The organism is Vibrio cincinnatiensis DSM 19608 (assembly GCF_900167345.1).
Lineage (GTDB): Bacteria > Pseudomonadota > Gammaproteobacteria > Enterobacterales > Vibrionaceae > Vibrio > Vibrio cincinnatiensis.
The window spans coordinates 119,717-143,657 of sequence record NZ_FUXB01000003.1; the positions used below are offsets into that span (position 1 = coordinate 119,717).

The window sequence follows — 23,941 nt, forward strand, 5'->3', positions numbered from 1 at the left end:
TGACTAGCTTCTGGTTGAAATGAGTTTAAGTTTTCAATTATCCATATTATGAAATAAACATTTCAATTTCAAGGTGAGTTCATGAGAAAAACTCGACGACATTAAGAAATTCACGTTTAATTTTGACAATTGTACTCCGATCACAAAAGTCAACTTTATTCCAAATATAAATTGAAATGAAATTTATATTTCATATAGTAATTTCAAGAAATAACAGGATTGCGGTAAGTCACGAGAGCAGTGATGGAACAGTATCAATGCTTCTCTTAGCGAATTTTGGAGATGATCGGGTGATGAAGACAATAAGAATGACAACAGCGCAGGCGCTGGTCAAATTTATGAACCAACAATACGTTGAGTTTGATGGTCAGCAGCATAAGTTTATTCATGGTGTACTGACGATTTTTGGTCATGGCAACGTAGTAGGGCTTGGGCAAGCGTTAGAACAAGATTCAGGCGATTTGATTGTTCACCAAGGGTGTAATGAACAAGGGATGGCGCATATTGCAATGGGGTTTGCTAAACAGCATAAACGCAAGAAAATTTATGCCGTGACTTCATCTGTTGGCCCCGGTGCTGCCAATATGATCACGGCGGCAGCAACGGCAACCGCGAACCGAATTCCTATTCTCTTTCTTCCGGGGGATGTTTTTGCTTGTCGGCAACCGGATCCCGTTCTTCAACAAGTTGAGCAATATTATGATGCTTCAATCAGCACCAATGATTGCTTTAAACCCGTTTCTCGTTATTGGGATCGTATCAATCGCCCTGAGCAATTGATGTCTGCGATGATTCATGCCATGCGCGTTTTGACCGACCCTGCTGATACAGGAGCTGTCACCATCTGTTTACCCCAAGACGTACAAGGGGAAGCGTATGATTTCCCAGAATATTTCTTTAAAAAAAGAGTGCATCGTATTGATCGCCGACCTGCGACTGACGCCATGATCGATGAGGCGGTTCGCTTAATCATGACGAAGAAAAAACCACTACTTATCTGTGGCGGTGGAGTTCGATATTCAGAAGCTCACGAAGCATTTCGTCAATTTGCCGAAACCTTCCATATTCCTTTTGGTGAAACACAGGCAGGAAAAAGCGCCATTGTGTATGATCATGCCCTTAATTTAGGTGGCATTGGTACCACGGGTGGTTTGGCTGCTAACCTCATTGCGAAAGAAGCCGACTTGGTGATTGGGGTAGGTACCCGATTTACCGATTTTACCACGGCTTCTAAATCATTATTTCAACATCCAGACGTCGATTTTTTAACCATCAATGTGTCGGAATTTGATGCCTGTAAGCTTGATGCTACTGCGGTGGTCGCGGATGCAAAATCAGCCCTTGGGGCGATGGCAAGCTACTTAATTCAGGCTGGCTACACCAGTGGTTACCACAATGAGATCAAACAAGCGAAAGCACTGTGGCGAGAAGAAGTCGCGCGTTTGTTTACGACCCAAGTTGGGCAAGAATACCAACCTGAGGTGGAAGGGCATTTTGATGATGAATTGCGTGAGTATCGAGAAGCTCTCAATACTGAGTTAACGCAAACCCGTGTTTTAGGTTTGTTGGATCAACACTTAGAAGATGATGCGATTGTGGTCGGGGCCGCAGGTTCGTTACCGGGTGATTTACAACGGCTATGGCAACCGAAAGTACCTGATACCTACCATATGGAGTATGGTTTCTCCTGTATGGGATATGAAATTGGGGCTGCCGTGGGGGCGAAGATCGCTTGTCCTGATCAACCCGTTTATACCTTATTAGGTGATGGCTCTTACATGATGCTGCATTCTGAATTACAAACCTCTATTCAAGAAGGGGTGAAGATCAACGTAATTTTGTTTGATAATGCCGCTTTTGGGTGTATCAATAACTTACAAATGAGCCAAGGGATGGGGAGTTTTGGAACGGAAAACCGCTTTCGAGATCCGAAAACAAACGCGTTGACCGGGCCACTAGTTCCGGTGGATTTTGCTATGAACGCCGAAAGTTATGGATGTCGAGCCTATCGAGTTTACAACGAAGAGCAACTGATCAGTGCGCTTGAAGAGGCAAAAAAACAGACGGTATCGACCCTGATTGATATCAAAGTGTTACCCAAAACCATGACCCATGGTTATGAAGCTTGGTGGCGCTGTGGTACTGCTCAAGTGGCAGATAAACCAGAGATTGAGCAAGCCGCGAATGACATTAAGCAAGTGTTAACGACAGCCCGTCAGTATTAAACGGATAACACGAAACCACCCCCGATTTCCCACCACGAAATGTGGTGGGCTTTTTCACTTCCATTTTTCTGTTTTAACTCCCGTCTAAATTAAATCTTTCTATCCCATTGTTTTATTAGTTCTTTTTTTCTTTTGAAATATTAATTCTATTTTTAAATATTTATAAATCAAAATTCCATCACGATCACATAATGAAATATTACGGTAATTTTCTATTGAAAATGAAATAAATGTTCCGTATAAATAGTGTTGTGAAATGATTGTGCGATAGAGTGTAACACGGCAAGAACGGTCTATCCCCTTAAGGGAAAGAGGACTTGTTTAGCACAGAGGTACTTAAGGAGCGAACGGTGAGTACAGAAAAGAATTTAGATGTGATTTGCATGGGACGAATTGCGGTTGATCTCTATGGACAGCAAATCGGTGCCCGCTTAGAAGATATGAGCTCTTTTAGTAAATATTTGGGTGGCTCATCGGGTAACGTGGCTTATGGTACCGCAGTACAAGGGCTAAAATCCTCCATGCTGGCCCGGGTTGGTGACGAACACATGGGCCGCTTTTTACGTGAAGAACTACAACGAGTTGGCTGTGACACCAGCCATTTACTGACAGATAAAGATCGGCTAACCGGGCTTGTGATCCTCGGTATTAAAGATGAAGAAACCTTCCCACTGATTTTCTATCGTGAAAACTGCGCTGATATGGCGATCAGCAAGGAAGATTTCAGTGAAGAGTACATTGCCTCTGCACGTTGTTTGGCAATCACCGGAACGCATCTTTCTCACCCTAAAACACGAGAAGCGGTGTTGACGGCATTGAAATATGCTCGTCGCAATGGTGTTAAAACTGCCTTAGATATTGATTACCGACCGGTGTTGTGGGGGCTCACCTCTTTAGGCGATGGTGAAACTCGTTTTATTGAATCAGAAAAAGTTACCGATCAACTGCAAGAGGTATTAGGTCTTTTTGACGTGATCGTTGGGACTGAAGAAGAGTTTCATATCTGCGGCGGTTCAACGGATACCATTCAAGCGTTAAAAGCCGTTCGTGAAGTTTCTCAGGCTGAGTTGGTGTGTAAACGAGGGGCGTTAGGTTGCTCCGTATTTACGGATGTTATTCCCGAAACTCTTGATCAAGGAATCACCGTTTATGGCGTTCGAGTGGATGTGTTGAACGTATTAGGAGCAGGCGATGCCTTTATGTCGGGCTTATTGCGTGGCTACTTAAATGGTGAAGGTTGGGAAAAAGCGTGTGCTTATGCCAATGCTTGTGGCGCGTTAGTGGTTTCTCGCCATGGTTGTGCTCCGGCAATGCCAACGAAAGCCGAGCTGGACAATTACTTACTACGGGCTCAGCAAGTGAAGCGTCCTGATCTCGATAGTGAGCTTAATCATCTCCATCGTGTCACCACGCGAAAATCTCCAACACGAGATGAGCTCTGCGTGATGGCGTTTGATCACCGAATTCAATTTGTTGATATGGCGCGGCAAGTTGGGGCAGACATCGCTCGTATTAAGCCACTGAAGAAACTGATTCTACAAGCCAGCCGAGAAGTCGTCGTTGAAGCTGGGCTGGAAAAAGGACAAGCCGGGTTATTGTGTGATAGCTCCTTTGGTCAAGATGTATTAAATGCCATTACTGGACAGGGGTGGTGGATTGCTCGCCCTATTGAATTACCGGGATCACGCCCGCTGGAACTGGAGCATGGCAACATTGGCTCACAACTTGTCAGTTGGCCGCTTGAGCATATCGTGAAATGTCTGGTGTTCTTTAACCCAGAAGATGATCACACGGTGCGTTTACAACAAGAACATCAAATTCAAGAAGTGTATCAAGCCTGTTGCCAATCTGGGCATGAGCTGTTACTCGAAGTGATTTTACCCGCAGGCATCGAAAAAGACGATGCCCTCTATCTACGAGCGATGAAACGTTTTTATAACCTAGGCATAAAGCCAGATTGGTGGAAGCTTCCTCCATTAGATAAAGCGAGCTGGCAGGCGATCTCGACGTTGATTGAAGAACGAGACGCTTACTGTCGAGGAGTCGTTATTTTGGGCTTAGATGCTCCGCAAGCAGAATTACAGCATGGTTTTTCACAAACAGCAGGACAAAACATCGTGAAAGGGTTTGCTGTTGGTCGCACGTTATTTGGAGAGCCCTCACGTGCGTGGTTAGCCGGTCAAATGGATGACCAAACTCTGATTCATACCGTGAAAGAAAATTATCACAACTTAATCACACTATGGCGTCAACGCGGCGAAAAATAGTGCAATAAAAGGAGACTTTTGATGAGTGTTCAACTAGGTATTAACCCACTCACGTGGACCAATGACGATATGCCAACACTGGGAGCCGAAACATCGCTAGAAACCTGTTTAAGCGAAGGAAAACAAGCGGGCTTTTCAGGCTTTGAGCTGGGGAATAAATTTCCACGTCAGGCGAGTGTGTTAGGCCCAATTCTCGCCAGCCATGATCTGAAACTGGTCTCTGGCTGGTATTCCATGGAACTCTTGACTCGTAGTGTGGAAGAGGAAATTGAAGCGGTACAAGAACACCTGACCTTATTGCGTGAACTTGGCGCAACAGTGATGGTCGCCTGTGAAGTGACGAACTGTATTCATGGTGCAAAAGAGACACCGGTTCACTTACGCCCTCTGTTTCCCGCTGATCGTTGGGAAGAGTATGGTCGTAAGCTAACAGAGTTTGCTCAATACACACAAAGTCAAGGTGTCCAGATCGCTTACCACCATCATATGGGAACCGTGATTGAAACAGCGCAAGATATTGATAACTTGATGAAGCACACAGGCCCTGAAGTTGGCTTACTATTAGACACTGGGCATCTGACGTTTGCTGGCGAAGATCCGGTCAAAGTCGCGCAGTGCTGGGCTAAGCGAATTAACCATGTACATTGCAAAGACATTCGAAAAGACGTACTTGCCGATGTGAAAAATCGCAAATTAAGCTTCTTGGATTCTGTTCTAGAAGGCGTTTACACCGTACCGGGTGATGGTTGTATTGATTACCCCGCGGTATTTCATGTGTTGAAAGAGGTCAATTATACGGGCTGGCTTGTGGTTGAAGCTGAGCAAGATCCTGCGATTGCTCACCCGTTGACTTATGCCACATTGGGCTACAACAACTTATCTAAATTTGCCAAAGAAGCTGGGCTTTTATAGCGCCAATTTTTTGAGTAAATCGCTAACCTCTTATTCCTGATAGCGCCTTTTTAGGCGCTTTTTTTATCCCACCATTCTAGTCAACAAAAGCCAGAATGGTCAGTAGCACTCCTTGGTTTTATGTGTGTTAAATGAAATTAAGATTTCATTTAAATTCGGTAAATTGGGTGATTTCGGCCAAAATTTAGAAAATATCTCGCACGTAATGAAATGAAATAACTCACTTTCCATTGAAAATGAAATATTTATTCTGTATAAAGGGTAGCATTGTTAGAACGATTCAAGCAGTACGGAATACGTAGTGACAGCAAAATAATAATGATGTTCCAGTCAAGACAGCCGAAGGAGAATACGATGGAAACGGTGCTGAATTTTATTAATGGTCAACGCAAAACAAGCCAGAGTGAACGATTTTCTGCAATCTATAACCCTGCAACAGGTGAGCAAACCCGACAGGTCCAATTAAGCCAAAAGGAAGAAGTGGAAGAGGCGATCAACGCGGCGGAAAAAGCGTTTGCCTCATGGGCGAAAACCAGCCCGTTAAAACGTGCGCGAGTTATGTTTCAGTTTAAAGCGTTACTGGAGCAGAATATGGATAGATTGGCTCGGGTCATCTCCAATGAGCATGGTAAAGTTTATTCTGATGCGGTGGGGGAAGTGACTCGAGGGCTTGAAGTGGTTGAGTTCGCCTGTGGTATTCCTCATCTGCAAAAAGGAGAACACTCTGCCAACGTGGGGACGCATGTTGATAGCCATTCTTTAATGCAGCCACTCGGTGTTTGCGCTGGCATCACCCCGTTTAACTTCCCAGCGATGGTGCCAATGTGGATGTTTCCCATTGCTTTAGCAACGGGTAATACCTTTATTTTAAAGCCGTCAGAGAAAGATCCGAGTACAGCGTTAATTCTGGCGGAGCTGCTCACCGAAGCGGGCTTACCTGATGGGGTGTTTAATGTTGTGAATGGGGACAAAGAAGCGGTCGATGTACTGCTTACTGATCCGAGAATTCAAGCGGTCAGTTTTGTTGGTTCTACCCCGATTGCGGAATATATCTACAGTACCGCTTCTGCTCATGGTAAGCGTTGCCAAGCATTAGGGGGCGCTAAAAATCACTGCATTTTGATGCCAGATGCCGATATTGATATGGCAACCAATGCGATTATGGGCGCAGCTTTTGGGGCTGCTGGAGAGCGTTGTATGGCGCTTTCTGTCGCCGTGGTTGTTGGTGATGAAACGGCTGATCAACTCATTGAGCGGCTACAACAGAAAATCGCCACCATGCGAGTGGGCCCAGGGATGGTCGATGGCACTGAAAATGATATGGGGCCAGTTATCTCAGCGCAGCATAAACAAAAAATATGTGACTATATTCAATCGGGACAGGATCAGGGAGCGACCTTAATTACCGATGGCCGAGATTGTTCCGTTGAGGGGTATGAAGCCGGCTATTTTGTTGGTCCAACGTTAATTGATCATGTTTCACCCGAGATGACCGTGTATCAAGAAGAAATCTTTGGCCCAGTGTTGTGTGTGGTACGGGTGGAGAATTATCAAACCGCGTTAGCATTGATTAATCGCCATGAATACGGCAATGGTTCCGCCATCTTTACCCGCGATGGTGAAACGGCTCGTCAATTTAGTGAAGAGGTCCATACTGGTATGGTTGGTATCAATGTCCCGATTCCAGTCCCTATGGCGTTCCACAGTTTTGGTGGCTGGAAGCGCTCAATATTTGGGCCGCTCAATGTTCATGGTCAAGATGGTGTACGTTTTTATACCCGTATGAAAACCGTTACCAGTCGTTGGCCTGCAAGTGTCCGTTTAGAGCAACATGCCAGCTCTTTCTCGATGCCCACAATGGATTGATCGATTTTTCTCTATACAAAAAAGCGCCTCCTGCTATGCCGGAGGCGCTTTTTTATTCTATGGATCGATAGGGTAAACGGTTTTTTGACTATTTGTCTTGTTGAACCGTTACACTTTAAATTTATTTAAATCCTCACGTATGTGCTGGCAAATTTCATCTAACTGTTCACTTAACACGCGTACACCTGCAACATTATTCGTGACTGAAGTGGTGCTATCATTAATGATGTTGATTTTTTCACTGATATCATTGGCGACGGTATTTTGTTCTTCGGTCGCCGTCGCTATTTGGGTATTCATATCATTAATATCGTTTATGTGTTTAATAATGTTGTTGAGTGCGAGTGTGGTTTGTTCTGACTCAGAGACCGTTTGGCTTAAGGTAAGACTTGTCGCATTCATTTGAGTATTGGCATTTTCTGAACTGGTTTGAAGATCGTGAATGATATGTTCGATTTCCTCTGTAGAGTGGTGGGTTCGCAACGCAAGTGCTCGAACTTCATCCGCAACGACCGCAAATCCACGGCCTTGTTCTCCAGCTCGGGCGGCTTCAATAGCGGCATTGAGCGCCAGTAAATTGGTTTGATCGGCTACTCCTTTAATCACTTCTAATACGGTGCTGATGTAATCACTTTTTTCTTTCAGTTCAGAGACGGTCTCAGAGGTGGAATTAATCTCATCGCCAAGTTTATGAATAGCCAGTACGGTCTGTTTCACGACCTCATTTCCTTGCTCAGCAAGAACATTACAACTTCTTGTTTTATCCGCTGTATTATTCGCATTATGGGAAACTTCGTGTGAGGCTGAAGCCATTTCATTCAGCGCCGTGGCAACTTGTTCGATCTCTCTTAATTGTTGCTGAGTCTCATGGCTATTTTGTTCACTGTTAGCACGGATTTTTTCAGCACATAAAGCAAGTTCGGTCGTGGAAGAGATGATACGAGTCACCAAAGCATGAAGGTTTGAAATAAACGTATTGAATTCACTCGCTAATTGGCCAACCTCATCGTGATGACGAATCGTTAGCCTGCGGGTTAAATCACCTTCACCTTGGGCGATTTTTGACAGTGCTCCTGTGACTTGGTTAAGTGGTGTTATCACTAATTTTGATAATACGCCCCAATTAATGAGTTGTAGGGAGAATAATAACAAAACCGCAATGAGCATGAACATTTTCTTTATGGTATTTAAAATCGCATTATTGGCATCAAGACGATAATCAATCACTAACGATCCTATTTTTTGCCCATCTTCCCATAATATGTTTAAGGTAAAGGATTTTAAATCAGAAGAGGATGGTATCGGCTGATCAGATTTCGCTTCTCCAATGATATTATTACGATGATCAAATGCCTTGATTTGATAGAGGTAGGGATAATTAACAAAAGATTTTGTAATATTATCAATTAAATGGTCATCATATGAAAAGATAGGTTCTTTTAAAACGACCGATAATGTTTTATTCGTGTCATTAATATCTTGTTCCAACTGATTGGTTAAGTATTCTCTTGCAAAAAAATAGCTACCAGAGAAAACGGCAGCCATAACCACTAATGAAATAATGATCAAAAGCAGCATGGATTTATATTTAATAGAGTTCATAATGGATTCCCTATAACTGGTTGATATCTAGCCAGAACTTTTTGTTCTCATATGGGGTGTCTGGATGCATATAAGGGTTATCGATCCGTAAGATGGTTCGTTGCCCTAGATTGGCTTTAGCAAGAGTGTCTTTGATAAGAGGATGATTGAAAAATAACGAATCAAAACTCCCATCATCGATAGCTGACATAAACCATTGATATATTTGGTTATATAAGGGTTGATTGTCTCTACTGACATAAAAATATAAAGCAAAGGGATAAATAAGCATCAAATCTTTTTCAACAGCCAAATTGAGTTGAGTATGTTGGGCGACCTCTTCCCAAGGCTCAAGAACACCGCGGGGAAAATAGTCGTACCGTCCTCCTTCTAGCATTGGAAAAAGATTGTTGTATTTGATCGTGGTGACGATGGGCAAATTCGCTTGTTTAATGACTTGTGTATCTCCCCAAAAAGTAGCTTGACCGGCTTTTAATGCTCTGAGTTGTGATAGATTTTTTATTTGTGAGAATTTAGCTTGATCTCCCGATCTAATAATAAAAAGTCGATGCCCCATAAGCCCTTTAAATATCGGTATTCGAATAGCAAGTAACTTTTCATCCCTTTCCGATGAAGCGCCGGCCCACATCACATCAATATTATTAGCTTGAATTTCCTCAGTGAGTCGTGTTTCATTATAATTTTGATCAATTTGCTTAATGATTAAGTCAGGAGAGCTTTTAGCTAACACTAATTGCAATATATTAAATGCCAGTTGTTCTTTTTCTCCTTCGACTTTATTTACCGTTATCGTTTGTGCCGCAGTGCAGTGAACACTGAAGAACACTGCAACGAGGATAAATATATTTTTTATTTTCATGATCTCTCCATTTAGTCGACCATTCCACGAGCTTTTGTTACTTGAAGTTGCTATAGCGACAACTTCAAGTGACTGAAATACAGCGAATAGACTTATCTTTCTCCATCCGCCCATACTTTTCGGTAGAGTTCTATCATTTCCTCAATCGTTGGAACTTTGGGATTATTTAGCGGTGAACCGGAATTGAATGCTTGCTGAGCCATTGTGGGGAGCAAGTCGAAAAACTTTTCTTTTTCAATGCCATAAGAGGAGGGGGAAGGAACGTTAAGGTGTTGATTCAACAGCCGTAGCTCCGCAACCAATTTTTGGCAGGCGACGGAATGATGATCCGAAAGCAGTGCCACTCCCATTGCTCGTGCACAGTCTGCATAACGTTTTTTTGCTGCAGGAATAGAATATTCCGTAATAACAGGCAATAACATGGCGTTGGATAACCCGTGCGGGACATGAAAAAAAGCCCCAATAGGTCGGCTCATGCCGTGAACTAAAGCGACAGAGGCATTAGAAAACGCAATACCGGCCAGTGTTGCACCTAACATCATTGCTGAGCGTGCAAGTACGTTCTGTGGCTCATGATAAGCTTGACGGATATGGGTTCCGATCATTTCTATTGCTGAGAGAGCTTGAGCATCCGTAAAAGGGTTAGCCTTTTTACTAACATACGCCTCGATAGCGTGAGTTAGGGCATCTAGTCCACAATCTGCGGTCACTCTGGGGGGTAACGACAACGTCAATTCAAAGTCGATTAATGCGGCCATTGGCATAAACCCAAGCCCCATACAGAGCATCTTTTCATCATTGGTGTCATCAGTAATCACCGTCACTCGTGTTACTTCTGAACCCGTTCCTGCGGTGGTTGGAATCGCAATAATCGGTAGCCCATTTTCAGCCACATCGTTTGGAAATCGGTAGTCACTGACTTGTCCACCCAATTTACCCACAATTGAGATTGCTTTTGCGCTATCAATTGGACTACCACCGCCAATTGCAATGATTGAATCAAAATGACTTTTTCGCACTAAATCCACACCGGCTTGAATAGAGCTAACCGTTGGCTCTGGCACAGTATCTGAGTAAACCGTACTTTCGATACCGTCACAGTGTAACCTTTGTTGTACTCGCTCGGCATAACCTAGCTTAACCATCATTTTATCTGTCACGATGAGAGGGGAATGAACATGGAGAGCTTTCATCACCTCCGCCACCTTCATGGACGCCCCTTTCCCTATATGCATGATTCTGGGTAATACGATACTTGTGCTCATGATTGATTCCTCAGTTTTTCAAAGTTGAAAAATAGTAACCAAATCATACTATCATTGAAAATTTTATTTCTTAAATAAATTAATTGAAAAATATATTCTAACCATTCGCTGACCATAAAACTGGAAATAAAAAGTACTTATATTACTGATAAATAAGTACTTTTTATTTTTATGTCGAGATTTTTAGTAAACTGTGATCATTGTTACATAAATCAATCTTCCAAAATTATGAAATGAATGTTTCAATTTGGGTTGATTTTGAAAACTTAACTTTTACCAGTCACCAAATCTGGATAGTAAGGAGAAGTCTCTCGTGGAGCTTGGAATGGTTGGAATTATTCTGTCGTTAGTGATGCTAATGTACTTAGCCTATCGAGGTATGTCCGTGATATGGCTAGCCCCGATTCTTGCCTTATTCGCTGCAATTTTTTCGGCGGGAACCCCTTTGATGGCCAGTTATACTGAAGTGTTTATGTTGAGTGCTGCCCAGTACGTAAAGCTCTATTTTCCAGCTTTTTTATTGGGAGCCGTCTTTGGCAAAATTATGGATGTTTCAGGTGCAGCAAAAACAATTGCGCAGGTGATCACATCAAGGGTTGGAGCAAATAATGCCATTTTAGCGGTGGTGCTTGCCGTGTCGGTGTTGACGTATGGGGGCGTCTCCATGTTTGTGGTGGTGTTTGCGGTCTATCCTATTGCGGCGCAAATTTTTCGGGATAGTAATGTACCCAAGCGGTTAATTCCAGGAACCATCGCTTTAGGATCGTTTACCTTTACGATGACAGCATTACCAGGCTCACCACAGATTCAAAATACGATTGCTATGCCATTTTTTGGTACGACGGCCTATGCCGCTCCCATGCTCGGTTTAATTGGCACGAGCACGATGTTTGGATTAGGCATGTTGTGGCTGAAAAGAAGAGAAGCGGTTGCCCGTGCAAATGGTGAAGGCTATGGACATCACCTTGGTATCGACGTTGACGATAGTGAGGAACCAGACACTTTACCTTCTCCACGACGGGCATTTATCCCCATCGTTATTGTACTGATGCTTAATTTTTTGTTGGTCACGTTTTATTACCCCAATATTGAAGCCCATTACCTGTCTGATTACGGTTCAACGCTCCAAAAAGTGAAAGGGATGTGGAGCCTGATCATCGCGTTAACGACCGCGATTGTCGTCGCTCTGATTCTTTTTCGAAAACAGATTGCTCATGCACGAGAGGCGATTAATGACGGTGGAGAGAGTGCCATTATGCCCATTATGAATACGGCAGCTGCGGTGGGTTTTGGTAATGTGATCAAATCATTATCTTCATTTGATTCGATTAAAGAGATGATTTTGTCCATTCCAGGCTCCCCGCTACTGTCATTTGCCATGTCCACCAGTTTACTGGCTGGAATTACCGGTTCTGCTTCTGGTGGGCTAAGCATTGCTTTGGATGCACTCGGTGATATTTATATTCAACAAGCGTCAAATTTAGGGATCAGCCTAGAAGCGTTACATCGGATTGCTTCGATTGCCTGCGGCGGGTTGGACTCATTACCTCATAATGGCGCGGTCATTACATTACTTAGCATTTGTGGCATGACACATCGAGATTCTTATAAAGATATTTTTGTTTGTACATTAGCGATTCCCATTGTTGCTACGGGAGTGGTGCTGATATTTGCGACGTTTGGCGTGGTGTAATGAACGTTGAGTTCAAATAGGGAAAATGAACCGAATGCAGGGTTACTCGATTACCAATTTAGGAATGTACATTTCATTAACTCAATTATTCGACCATAGAGCATATCAAACTATCTGTTGGGATAACCCCCAATAACTAGGAGAAACAACACATGTTTAATGAAGAGCAGCGATTCGAACATCCTATCCGTTGGGGAATGGTTGGCGGTGGGCGTGGTAGTCAAATTGGATATTCACATCGAAATGCAGCCTTGCGAGATGGTCTATTTACTCTTGTTGCTGGGGCTTTTGATATAGATGCACAACGTTGTCAAGATTTTGGGAAACAAATTGGCCTTGACCCAGAGCGTTGTTACTCTTCTTATCAAACGTTATTTGAACAGGAAGCTAAACGAGAAGATGGCATTCAAGCCGTATCGATTGCGACGCCGAATGCCACACACTACGAAATTTGCAAAGCGGCACTACAAGCAGGGTTGCATGTGGTGTGTGAAAAGCCCATTACCTTCACCAGTGAAGAAGCCGAAGAACTGAAGTCTATTGCAAAAGCTAAAAATCGCGTGATCGGTGTGATGTATGGTTATACCGGTTTTCCGATGGTTCATCAGGCGCGTGAAATGGTTGAAAGGGGAGATCTTGGTGAAATACGGGTGGTTACCATGCAGTTTGCTCACGGCTTTCATAATATTGAACATGAAAAAGATAATCCCAGCTTGAAATGGCGAGTGAGGCCAGAAGTGTCTGGCCCCACTTATGTAATTGGTGACATAGGTACTCACGTATTTTATTTATGTGAAATGATGACTGGGCTGAAAGTAGACCGACTCACTTGTATGCGCCAAAGCTTCATTCCTTCTCGTGCACCGTTAGAAGATAACGCTCATGTGATGATGGAGTTTGAGGGCGGGGCGGTGGGGACGCTTTGGGCTTCTGCTGTCAATGCAGGTTCGATGCATCAACAAAAAATTCGAATTGTAGGTGAAAAGGCATCAATAGAGTGGTGGGATGAGCATCCAAACCAGCTACGCTATGAAATACAAGGTGAACCAGTTCGTATTTTAGATCGAGATATGGACTACTTATATAAAGAAGTCGCTAGCGTTGCCTTTAATCGGATTGGTGGGGGACATGCGGAAGGCTATTTTGAATCATGGGCTAACCTTTACCACCGCTTTGCTTTAGTGATGAATGCCGTTGATCATGGTGATAAGCAAACCACTCAAACGATGTGGTATCCCGGAATTGAGGCTGGTATTAACGGTGTTCGACTCTGCGAAAAATGTGTGGAGTCGGCAGATAATCACTCTATCTGGGTAAACTTTAATTAATCTCCTTAGTCGGTAAGCCCTATGTTGAACATGGGCTTATTTTCTATTTTTGATTAGTCACACCTTTTCACCTATTACATACTCCTTTACATTTTTATATCAGAACTCTCTCCCATATAAAGACTCGATTCCAAGACCATTATCGGAGTAAATTCACAAAATCGAGAGTTTTAGCCTAGTGATGGGAGTGGTTTTTTGTCATGCTCTCATATAATTACCCATAAACATGCTTAAACTCATTCAGTGAACCCTCTGTTGAGTTAATCGCTACAGGAATAGTGATGCTATTTATCAAAGATTTTTATCATGCACTATTGCATGCACTAAAAAACTTACTACCCATTGTTATTGTTGTACTGTTTTTTCAACTTGCCATTTTACGTCAAGTGCCTGAAGAGGTTGGCTCAATGGCATTTGGCTTATTGGTGGTTGCGATAGGGGTTGCTTTATTTCTGCAGGGGTTAGAGTTAAGCATATTCCCTGTTGGTAAAAGCCTTGCCAATCAATTTGCACGTCGGGGTTCACTTTCTATTCTACTCGCCTTTGGTTTTGCGATGGGATTTTCTGCCGTGGTCGCTGAACCAGCACTGATTGCGGTGGCTGAACAGGCGCAAACCATCAGTGAAGGACGAATTGATAGTCTTACCTTACGTTTATTAGTCGCAACGTCGGTTGGTTTTGTTATTGCATTAGGCGTTTTTCGTACCATCATGGGATATCCCTTACGTTGGTTTATGATTATCGGATACTTATTAGCGATTGCTATTACGTATTTTGCACCGGAGGAGATTATTGGGATTGCGTATGATTCGGGGGGAGTAACGACCAATATTGTAACGGTACCATTAATTACCGCGATTGGTGTTGGCTTAGCGAGCTCCATTCGTGGGCGAAATCCACTGATTGATGGTTTTGGCTTAGCTGCGATGGCTGCGATGGCACCAAGACTAACGGTTCAACTTTATGGTATCTACGTCTATTCTTTTGATACATCTCAAGTTTCTTCTTTTATTAGTACTCTACCTACAGATGAACATTTGATTTGGTATGTCCCCTTTATAGAGCTTCTAGGAACCGTGAGGGATGTATTACCTATAATGCTAACTATTTTATTTTTCCAATATTTAGTGTTAAGGAGGAGATTAAATAATCCGAGAAGCATTATTTTTGGTTTTGTTTTAGTGGTTATTGGTTTGCACATTTTTGTTTTAGGTTTAAAACTGGGGCTTTTTCCAATAGGCAATTCTATGGCAGAACAGCTGATTATGAGCGGTAATGTACTTTACGTATATCTATTTGCTTTTATGATCGGTTTTTCGGCGACAATGGCTGAACCTGCTTTAATTGCGGTTGGCAAGCAAGCCGAGGAGTGTGCTTCTGGTAAAGTAAATGGTTCATTGATTAGAATATTTGCCGCTTTAGGTTTAGCGATAGGTATCACTATCGGAGCTTATCGAGTTGTCAATGGTGCATCGCTTTATGAATATATTGTTGGTGGCTATACACTAGTTATAATATTAACATTAATGACGCCAAAATATATTATTGCATTAGCGTATGATTTAGGAGGGGTTACGACATCTGATATGACCGTTCCACTCATTACCGCGCTTGGTATTGGCTTAGCGACGCATATCGAAGGCCGCAATGTCCTGATTGATGGGTTTGGATTAATTGCATTTGCTTCTATATTTCCGATAGTGACTGTGATGATTTATGCCATTATCACAGATTGGTTTTTTCAATATTCAAAGGTGAAAGCATGAAGTTTTCCGTATTAGTTGCCATTGTTCCAGAAGAGCTGGAACAAGATGCTATCGATAATGCCCGAGAGCAAGGCGCGGGTGGAATCACTGTTTTAGCTGGCCGTGGGATAAGCAATGAAACCCGAAAAACTTTCTTTGGCTTAACTTATGACGGGAGCCAATCAGTGCTATTAATGGTGCTAGAAAAGTCTCTTTCTTTGCAAATCTTAAAATCGCTACAAGCCTTATTGCGGCCCAACGAAGAAGACTCAAAAGGCCTCGCGTTTACGATTGGATTAGAACATTTAGCAGGAATTGATCTCAATCAATTGGATAAGTTTGAACAGCAATTAAAAGAGACATTATAAGGAAAGTAGCCATGTTAGTGAAAGATGTAATGGTTCGTGATGTGGTGACGATTTCACCCTTTGCCAAGTTACGAGAAGCGATGAGTTTAATGAAGAAACATCAACTTAAATCTCTAGTGGTTGAGCAGCAAAACGCTCATGATGCATTTGGGTTGATTACTTATACAGACATAGTAAAAACGGTTATTTCTGAAGACGGCGATATTGATCTTCTCAATGTCTATGATGTCTGTGCGAAACCCGCTATCTCTGTTGGGGAAAATTTGGCACTAAAACATGTGGCGACGTTGATGGTTCAGCAGCATATAAAGCGTTTATTAGTACTTAATGACAACCAGTTACTCGGTTTCGTGACAATGGATGACATTATGGATGCGTTGCTTTCGCGTATTGACTAATGAAAGCCATGGTACAGCATTCCTTGTACCATGGTGTTTCGATGCGATTACCCTTGTAAAACAGCATAAAGCTGTATGTACTTCCGAACGAGTTGCTGGTTTTTTGAACGTCTAAGTGGGTGGCCATACTTAATATAACAAGGGGTCATGGGAAACGTACTTTCTAATGCTTGTAATAGTTGAGAGTCACTTTCATACAAGGTAATGCCTTGTGTCTGATAGTCCGCTATTTCATCCGGTAAACTGCCTGTCCACCAATGAAGTAACTCTCGGCTCTTTTGGCTACGGCTTATCCAGTGATCGGTTAACAGTAGCAATAAGTCATTAGGTTGAATGGCGTAAGCATATTCTTGTTTCCATAAACTAATATCTTTGAGCAACTTTTCTCGACACGCTTTTCCCGCACTTACCATATGATGGGTAAGTACCCATACCGTCCCTTTATCGCAACTGATTCGAAAATGATGGGGGTTATCATAGGTTGGGAACAAATCAAGCGGAGCATATTCACAAGGGTGACCAAATTCGGTGAGAGTACGAGCCAAACGTCGGGCAAAAGCGAGACCGAGGTGATGTTCACTCATTCCTTGGTTATGAATAGTCGGATAGTGTTTTTCACATAGTTTCAGACAGTCGACTTGGAATTCGTTAACACTTTGGGTCAGGATGTCCAGTAACAATTAAATCTTCTCCTTTATATCGCCAACTTAAACTTAATCTGATTACTTGTGGAAGGAGTGCTCAGGTTCTGCTGAATCCTACCATAAAACAGCCTGATATTTATGTTCACTGATAGGCTTCGGGCGCTTCATCACGCTGAGTCGGTGATTATTTATATCGATTATCGATAAAAAAAGCTTCAGCTTGTTTTTCCCTTGCTTCATGGACAATTCATGCATAACGGCCTATTTTTGCAATAGGTTACAAATAGTCACAAATTCCTACTATAGGCTTAGCTTTCCCTATTCTCAAACTTTTTTGCTCTAGAACTGACTGATATATCAGATAATCTTCAGCTATCTCTGGCATTACACTAGAAGCGATTTCCTAGTCAATTTCCTTTAGTTCGAATAATTCGAACATCATCATCAAGTCATTGGTATATTCATTATGTTGTAAATGGTAAATAATCTGTTAATAATCTGTGGTTTAGACGTGTCATTAACGAATTTTACTAAGAGATATAAAATGAATACCTCTGTGACTCATTACAGTCGAACATTACAAGCTATCCATTGGCTATCTGCACTGACCGTGTTCGGTATGTTTTCCGTTGGCCTATGGATGATGGATCTCTCTTATTATAGTGAGTGGTATCGAACCGCTCCTCACTGGCATAAATCTGTCGGGCTTTTGCTGGCTGCTTTGACTCTATTCCGCGTCATGTGGAAATTGGTTACACCGTCACCATCAATAGAAGGGACGTGGTTAGAAAAAGTAGCAGCAAAACTGATGCATGGCTTCCTCTATATTAACTTGTTTGTTCTCTTTGTTTCCGGTTACTTAATTTCTACCGCAGATGGTCGGGGAATTGATGTTTTTAACTGGTTTACATTGCCAGGTGCTGGATCTTTATTCAACCAGCAATCCGATATTGCAGGAATGATACATTTATACGCCGCATGGATACTGATAGTGATGGTATTACTGCATGCTTTGGCGGCTTTAAAACATCACTTTATCAATAAAGATAATACGCTACGAAAAATGATAGGAGCATCAAAATGAAGAAAACGTTATTGGCATCCGGTTTGGCTTTCGCTATGGCTTTACCCTTTGGTGCGAATGCGGCTGATTATGCGATTGATACCCAAGGTGCTCATGCATCCATCAACTTTAAAGTCAGCCACTTAGGTTATAGTTTTATTAAAGGTCGTTTTAATACGTTTAATGGCGAATTTTCTTATGATCCTGAGGATATCGCTAGCTCTAAGGTTTCAGTGAATGTCGATACGCGTAGTTTAGACTCTAACCATGCTGAACGAGACAAGCATATTCGTAGTGCTGATTTTTTAAACACCTCAAAATTTTCAACCGCTACATTTACGAGTACACAAGTTATCGATAAAGGTGACGGCAATCTTGAAGTACAGGGTGAATTGACCTTACATGGAAAAACGCAGCCAATCACGATTGATGCTCAATTTATAGGAGCCGGTAGTGATCCATGGGGTGGACAACGTGCTGGTTTTATGGGCTCAACACGTTTAGAACTTAAAGATTTTGATATTGCTGTGATGGGAGCATCCAGCTATGTGGATATGGAACTGCATGTCGAAGGGATCAAAAAGTAAGACGGCCCCTTCTGATGGTTAGCAAAAAGTCCCCTGATAATAAAGGGGACTTTTTATATTGGTAAAAATGCTATTGGCGTTTCATTAAGCGCTGGCTAATTCGTCTTTAGTGTCAATAATACTTAAGCGTTCGCCATAGATAGGACGAAGAGCCGCTAGAACATGATTTCTCTCTAAGATCCCTACAAACTGTCCATTTTCTAACACCGGAAGAACGTGAGGCTTGCTCACTTTCATGCTTTTTGCTCGTTCTTCGACAGAAAGTGCGTTGAAGCGAGTGGCAATGCCCATATTTGTGGTAGGGAAGAGTTGTTCTTTATCAATACATAAGAATTCGGTCACATCAACCAAAGAGTCATTGGCATCGATCGCTATGACATCACGGCTCATTAAATCAACCACTTTCTGATCTTCATTCGGTAAGTAGTCTTGGCACCATAATTCAACCATGACATCGTGAGCTGAGAATATACCGACCAAACGACCTTGAATATCAACGACTGGTGCCGCAGTTAATTGATGTTCAATCAACGAATCGATAGCGAGGGCTACTGGCATATCGGCATTAAGAGTAATAGGCTGAGTATTCATCATATCTTTGACGATAATGGCGTTTTTCATGGTCGTTTCCTTAACTGATTGAATCGGAGTGGTTTCCGTAATAGTGGCAATGTGAGCTTCTTTAAGATGGGGCCTGCGATATATGGACCAGTTCGCTAATCCAACTAATACCGCACCGCCCACGATGTTTCCAAAAGTCACTGGAATTAAATTTGCTGTAATAAAACGAGAGATATTTAGATCTGCATACTGTGATGCTGACATTCCTACTTGCTGCCAGAAGCTGTCTGGAGCGAAGTAATGAATAACAATACCCAGTGGCACCATAAACATGTTTGCAACACAGTGTTCAAAACCACTAGAGACAAACATGGCAACCGGTAAAACAGTCATAGCTGCTTTTGTCATGGCATTGGCTGAACTAAAGGTTAACCAAATCGCTAGGCAGACCAGTAAGTTACATAAAACCCCTAATGCAAAGGCTTGAACGGGAGTGTGGTGCAGTTTGTGTTGAGCAATATTGAGAGCATTTAGCCCCCATTGGCCATGGTCGAGTTGATACATCCCTGCGGCTGAAACGAGCAGAAGCAGAAACATAGCCCCAATAAAGTTACCAATATAAACTTTGCCCCAAATTGATAACATTTTGCTAAAACTGATCTGTTTATTAGCCCAAGAGATGCTAGAAAGAACAGAACTGGTAAATAGCTCCCCACCACAAATAACAATGAGAATAAGCCCCATACTAAACGCTACGCCTCCAGCAAGTCGGCTTAACCCCCATCCAGCACTATCACTGCCTGTGGTTACTGTGATGTAAAAGAGAAAAGCGAGTCCAATAAAGGCACCAGCCATCATGGCTAAACTCAGAGTGATACCACTGGTTTTCTTTGCCTTACTCAAAGCAAACTTTTCTGCTTCAGCCATCATTTCGTAGGGTGAAAAGTAGTGTTGATTTTCAGAGTGTTCTGTCGACATTTTCGCTCCCCAGACTCAAATTCATAATTACCTCCTGACAAAAATAAACAACGCCGTATGGGTTGCTTCAACATCAGGTTAGGGGGATACGGTAGGGAGGTAAAATTGATAATTCTTTAAAACCTCATCAATTATATTGATATAGCCAAAATACACAGTAAAATGAAACTCATTGCCCATGAATTTGGGATTGGTATAAATAGATCCATAGGATAAATTGTGCGTTATTCATTAAAACAATTAGCTGTTTTTGATGCCGTCGCAGATTTCGGTAGTGTGAGTGCGGCCGCAGATCAACTGGCTTTAACTCAGTCAGCGACGAGTATGTCTTTAGCGCAGTTAGAAAAAATGCTAGGGCGTCCACTTTTTGAGCGTCAGGGGAAACAAATGGCGCTGACTCATTGGGGGATGTGGTTACGCCCGAAAGCCAAACGTTTACTGCAAGATGCTCAGCAGATAGAAATGGGCTTTTATGATCAACATTTATTAAGTGGGGAAATACGGCTGGGTGCCAGCCAAACACCGGCTGAACATTTAGTTCCCGACCTTATCAGTATTATTGATAGTGACTTCCCTGAGATCCGGATTGAACTCGGGGTTCGTAGTACTCAAAGTGTGATCGAGGGAATATTAGACTATAAATACGACTTAGGCATTATTGAAGGTCGTTGTGATGATAACCGAATTCATCAAGAAGTTTGGTGCCGAGATCACTTATGTGTCGTAGCGTCTGCTCATCATCCTTTTGCCAAACGAGAAGTGGTCAGTTTAGCCCAACTAGAGCAGGCTAAATGGGTTCTTCGTGAGCAAGGATCTGGGACTCGTGGGATTTTTGACAGTGCAATTCATAAATTAATTGCCGACCTCGATGTGTGGCGTGAATATGAACATGTCCCTGTTTTACGTAGTTTAGTGGCCAATGGCTCTTATTTAACCTGTTTACCTTATTTAGATGTTGAACGCTTCATTCAAAGTGGTCAGTTGGTTGCACTTAATGTTCCACAACTTAGTATGGAGCGCACCCTTTCTTTTATTTGGCGTGCTGAAATGGCTGAAAACCCACTGGCAGAGTGTATACGGCGTGAAGGTTTGCGAATGATGAAAGGCAAACCGTATGTTTTGTAATTTCGTTACCTGTTGATTTATCGATTGCATCACGTTTATTTGTATATCATGTTAACTGTTGCATTAAATTTGTGATGTTTATCATTTGTCGATTTTCTTCATCCCCTTACTATTCCTCTATTGTCGGTTGCCGCAGTGAAATGTGGCAACCGTGTTTATTTGAGGGGATGTTATGAATGCACTTTTTGCTATAGCTCTCACCACTGGAATTTTATCTGGTGTTTGGGGATGGATAGCCGTTTCTCTTGGCCTGCTTTCTTGGGCGGGTTTTTTAGGATGTACCAGTTATTTCGCTACCTCAACCTCTGGTATAAAAGGGCTAGTGCAAAGTTTACTGTGTAATTTAAGTGGAGTATTTTGGGCATGGGTGATCCTCTCTCTTTCCCGATTGATGACATGGGATATTATGGGGTATGTGATCACTGCTCTGGTGGCCTTTTTCATGTGTATCCAAGCTAAACAAACGTGGTTGGCGTACATTCCAGGTACTTTTATTGGTTCTTGCGCCATGTTTGCTGCGGAGGGTAATGGGTTAGTTGTTATTCCTTCCCTTTTACTGGGCGGCGTGTTTGGCTATGCCATGAAAACGAGTGGCCTTTGGTTACATAAAAGAAGTGCAGGCCAAGAAGAGAATTTAAAGTCACGTTGTAACAAAAAACAAGCTGTGATTCGTTAGATTCAAGTTAATCATCCTAGCATTGGTGTGGTAGGTCGTCGTTGAGAAAAAGATGATCAATAATATTGATAGCACCTTTAGCATAGCGCGATTCCCTCTGTGAATGCTCTTTCACAAAGGGAACGTTAAGGTGACCGTTCAAATATTTCCGTTAGCCATGGTAACCACTCTTTTTAGTGTCCAGCGTAAGAGCACCGGAATGGATTCCACACCATTTTCTTCACAATGAGAAACGATAGCGAGGGCGAGATCAGGCTTTGCGTGTTTTTTCAGTACTTTATTGACCACTTTTTTGGCTGGAATAGGATGTTCATGAGGAATTTTTACCATATCTTTGAAAAAGAACTCGAACCCATGTGAATACAAAAAGTGTTCTATGTCTCTGTCGGGTAATTCGGTAAGGCGATGCCGAGCTTGATCGTGTTCCAACATATTCAATACCGTTGAGGCATATTTTTTACCCGCAGGGTCCCCATCGGTGACAACATGCCACTCAATGGCGAAAGCCTTAGCCACTTTAATCAGAGATTTTAAGCCAGATTGTGCAAATTCTATAATTTGTACGCCTTCGGCAGCGAGGTTATAACCACATTGTCTGGCTAATTCACTAAATAGCCAAACTTCCGTTTCTCCTTCAACCAATAGCCAACAGCGTGCAAAAAGCGCACCTGGGCGATGAAAACGAATATGAAAACCAATACGCCGCAGCTCATCACGACCTAAACCTCGGCTGGGCATGCTGGTTGCGACCACTTTATCCGACGTTCTGACTAAACGGCGAATTGAGTGTAAAGGCACCGAAGCCAATAAATCACCACTGTTGGTGGTAAGAATTTTTTGCATGGGGAGTAAATCGAGTAAGTTCCATGCCCGAGCCAAATGGGTTGGGTGTAAACGACCTTCAGGATCTTCAATAATAAGAATCGGACGCGCATAACGCCGGAGATCATTTGGCCCTTTGGCTTGTAAATAAGCATTAAGGAGCCCCATGAGTAAAAGCCGTGTTTGCCTATTTTTTGTATCATCAACCATTTGAGACAGGCTTTTATCATGGCTTGGAGGGCCGTAGACTAAACTTTCTCGCTCTCGGCGCGGATTTTTACGTTTTTGATCTTTAAACGAAAAATAGTGTTCAACCAATGCCTGCATCGAATTTAAACTACTGCGCATTTCTCCTTTATTTACATGGCCAGGAATCGCCATTAAACGGCGGCAAGTATTATGAATGCGCTTCTCTACACGGGCATTTTTTCCATTACTGTCAACAAAAGGACGATCAAATTGTCGGGAATCTCGTAACCGAATGACAGGGTGCAAACTCATCAGTAGCCTAGCTAATTGCTCACTGTCATGAACAGGAATGACCTCACCTTCAAGATCTAAGAAAGCGTAGTGGGTAGAAATCTCGTACTGTACTCGTGAGGCGTTGACACGATATATAATACGGTGATAGCCATTTTCATCTTGTCGCCATACCGGTTTGAGTTTCCGATAACGGCCAGCGCGATGCTCTTGTTTGTCTGAGGCCACAAAACTAAGGATGATTTGAATATCTTGAGTTTGTGGGTGAGACAGGGCGTAGTCTACATGAAAGTCTTGCAATTCGAACGGGTAAGGTTTTCCGTCAGGGGGCAGCATGATGGATAAGGCATCCAGCAGAGAGGATTTCCCCCATGTATTTTCACCGATTAAGGTGGTGAGTTCATCAAAGGTCAGTGATAACCGACGAATACCTCGAAATCCTAATATTTCAATACGTTCTAAATGCATAGGTTAGGT

At 42.6% G+C, this 23,941-nt stretch carries 19 protein-coding genes and 1 pseudogene; 14 read left to right on the plus strand and 6 right to left on the minus strand.

Translation table 11 applies throughout. The features are described from left to right. Positions 1–176 precede the first annotated feature (176 nt). The 4 genes from iolD to B5D54_RS03445 all read left to right on the plus strand — a co-directional run bounded on the left by iolD (position 177) and on the right by B5D54_RS03445 (position 7,270). The gene (iolD, locus tag B5D54_RS03430; protein WP_078925080.1) at positions 177–2,225 is read left to right on the plus strand and encodes a 3D-(3,5/4)-trihydroxycyclohexane-1,2-dione acylhydrolase (decyclizing); all 2,049 of its coding nucleotides are present in this window, start codon (positions 177–179) and stop codon (positions 2,223–2,225) included. Positions 2,226–2,575: 350 nt separating this feature from the next. Next, entirely contained in the window at positions 2,576–4,492 is a 1,917-nt protein-coding gene (locus B5D54_RS03435; protein ID WP_172459861.1) for a bifunctional 5-dehydro-2-deoxygluconokinase/5-dehydro-2-deoxyphosphogluconate aldolase, read from the plus strand. Positions 4,493–4,513: 21 nt separating this feature from the next. After that, the gene (iolE, locus tag B5D54_RS03440; protein ID WP_078925081.1) at positions 4,514–5,404 is read left to right on the plus strand and encodes a myo-inosose-2 dehydratase; all 891 of its coding nucleotides are present in this window, start codon (positions 4,514–4,516) and stop codon (positions 5,402–5,404) included. Between the two features lie 354 nt (positions 5,405–5,758). Beyond that, positions 5,759–7,270, plus strand: a complete 1,512-nt coding sequence (locus tag B5D54_RS03445; RefSeq protein ID WP_078925082.1) for a CoA-acylating methylmalonate-semialdehyde dehydrogenase — start codon at positions 5,759–5,761, stop codon at positions 7,268–7,270. A 108-nt stretch (positions 7,271–7,378) separates the two neighbouring features. Here B5D54_RS03445 and B5D54_RS03450 read toward each other — a convergent pair whose 3' ends face one another. The 3 genes from B5D54_RS03450 to B5D54_RS03460 all read right to left on the minus strand — a co-directional run bounded on the left by B5D54_RS03450 (position 7,379) and on the right by B5D54_RS03460 (position 10,996). Beyond that, on the minus strand, positions 7,379–8,872 hold the full coding sequence (locus B5D54_RS03450) for a methyl-accepting chemotaxis protein (RefSeq protein ID WP_078925083.1): 1,494 nt from the start codon (positions 8,870–8,872) through the stop codon (positions 7,379–7,381). Positions 8,873–8,882: 10 nt separating this feature from the next. Beyond that, positions 8,883–9,731: a type 2 periplasmic-binding domain-containing protein gene (locus tag B5D54_RS03455; RefSeq protein WP_242004537.1), complete on the minus strand. Its 849-nt coding sequence runs from the start codon at positions 9,729–9,731 to the stop codon at positions 8,883–8,885. A gap of 92 nt (positions 9,732–9,823) precedes the next feature. Then, positions 9,824–10,996, minus strand: coding sequence for an iron-containing alcohol dehydrogenase (locus B5D54_RS03460; protein ID WP_078925085.1), 1,173 nt, complete (start codon positions 10,994–10,996; stop codon positions 9,824–9,826). 325 nt (positions 10,997–11,321) lie between these two features. Between B5D54_RS03460 and B5D54_RS03465 the strand changes: the two genes are divergently transcribed. From B5D54_RS03465 to B5D54_RS03485, 6 genes and pseudogenes are all read left to right on the plus strand, one after another. Then, the gene (locus tag B5D54_RS03465; protein ID WP_242004535.1) at positions 11,322–12,689 is read left to right on the plus strand and encodes a GntP family permease; all 1,368 of its coding nucleotides are present in this window, start codon (positions 11,322–11,324) and stop codon (positions 12,687–12,689) included. 152 nt (positions 12,690–12,841) lie between these two features. Continuing rightward, positions 12,842–14,017, plus strand: coding sequence for a Gfo/Idh/MocA family protein (locus tag B5D54_RS03470; protein WP_078925087.1), 1,176 nt, complete (start codon positions 12,842–12,844; stop codon positions 14,015–14,017). A gap of 281 nt (positions 14,018–14,298) precedes the next feature. After that, a pseudogene (locus B5D54_RS17320) lies at positions 14,299–14,979 on the plus strand (DUF1538 domain-containing protein); the annotation flags it as partial. Positions 14,980–15,054: 75 nt separating this feature from the next. After that, positions 15,055–15,783 (plus strand): DUF1538 domain-containing protein, encoded by a 729-nt coding sequence (locus tag B5D54_RS17325; protein WP_407835074.1) that lies wholly within the window; start codon positions 15,055–15,057, stop codon positions 15,781–15,783. Beyond that, entirely contained in the window at positions 15,780–16,130 is a 351-nt protein-coding gene (locus B5D54_RS03480; protein WP_078925089.1) for a transcriptional regulator, read from the plus strand. The genes B5D54_RS17325 and B5D54_RS03480 overlap by 4 nt, the downstream gene beginning before the upstream one ends. 11 nt (positions 16,131–16,141) lie before the next feature. Beyond that, positions 16,142–16,528 (plus strand): CBS domain-containing protein, encoded by a 387-nt coding sequence (locus B5D54_RS03485; protein WP_078925090.1) that lies wholly within the window; start codon positions 16,142–16,144, stop codon positions 16,526–16,528. A 47-nt stretch (positions 16,529–16,575) separates the two neighbouring features. Here B5D54_RS03485 and B5D54_RS03490 read toward each other — a convergent pair whose 3' ends face one another. After that, on the minus strand, positions 16,576–17,208 hold the full coding sequence (locus B5D54_RS03490; RefSeq protein WP_078925091.1) for a hypothetical protein: 633 nt from the start codon (positions 17,206–17,208) through the stop codon (positions 16,576–16,578). 508 nt (positions 17,209–17,716) lie between these two features. On the opposite strand from B5D54_RS03490, the gene B5D54_RS03495 reads away from it, so the two are divergent. After that, positions 17,717–18,256, plus strand: a complete 540-nt coding sequence (locus B5D54_RS03495) for a cytochrome b (RefSeq protein WP_078925092.1) — start codon at positions 17,717–17,719, stop codon at positions 18,254–18,256. Continuing rightward, entirely contained in the window at positions 18,253–18,822 is a 570-nt protein-coding gene (locus B5D54_RS03500; RefSeq protein ID WP_078925093.1) for a YceI family protein, read from the plus strand. Before B5D54_RS03495 ends, B5D54_RS03500 begins: the two co-directional genes overlap by 4 nt. An 84-nt stretch (positions 18,823–18,906) precedes the next feature. On the opposite strand, the gene focA is transcribed toward B5D54_RS03500, so the two are convergent. Continuing rightward, positions 18,907–20,361, minus strand: a complete 1,455-nt coding sequence (gene focA, locus B5D54_RS03505; RefSeq protein WP_078925094.1) for a formate transporter FocA — start codon at positions 20,359–20,361, stop codon at positions 18,907–18,909. A 219-nt stretch (positions 20,362–20,580) separates the two neighbouring features. On the opposite strand from focA, the gene B5D54_RS03510 reads away from it, so the two are divergent. Continuing rightward, on the plus strand, positions 20,581–21,486 hold the full coding sequence (locus tag B5D54_RS03510) for a LysR substrate-binding domain-containing protein (protein ID WP_078925095.1): 906 nt from the start codon (positions 20,581–20,583) through the stop codon (positions 21,484–21,486). 172 nt (positions 21,487–21,658) lie between these two features. Continuing rightward, positions 21,659–22,162 carry a DUF1097 domain-containing protein gene (locus B5D54_RS03515; protein WP_078925096.1) on the plus strand — a complete coding sequence of 168 codons (504 nt, stop codon included), beginning with the start codon at positions 21,659–21,661 and terminating at the stop codon, positions 22,160–22,162. Between the two features lie 138 nt (positions 22,163–22,300). On the opposite strand, the gene B5D54_RS03520 is transcribed toward B5D54_RS03515, so the two are convergent. Then, positions 22,301–23,932: an ATP-dependent endonuclease gene (locus B5D54_RS03520; protein WP_078925097.1), complete on the minus strand. Its 1,632-nt coding sequence runs from the start codon at positions 23,930–23,932 to the stop codon at positions 22,301–22,303. Between the last annotated feature and the right edge of the window lie 9 nt (positions 23,933–23,941).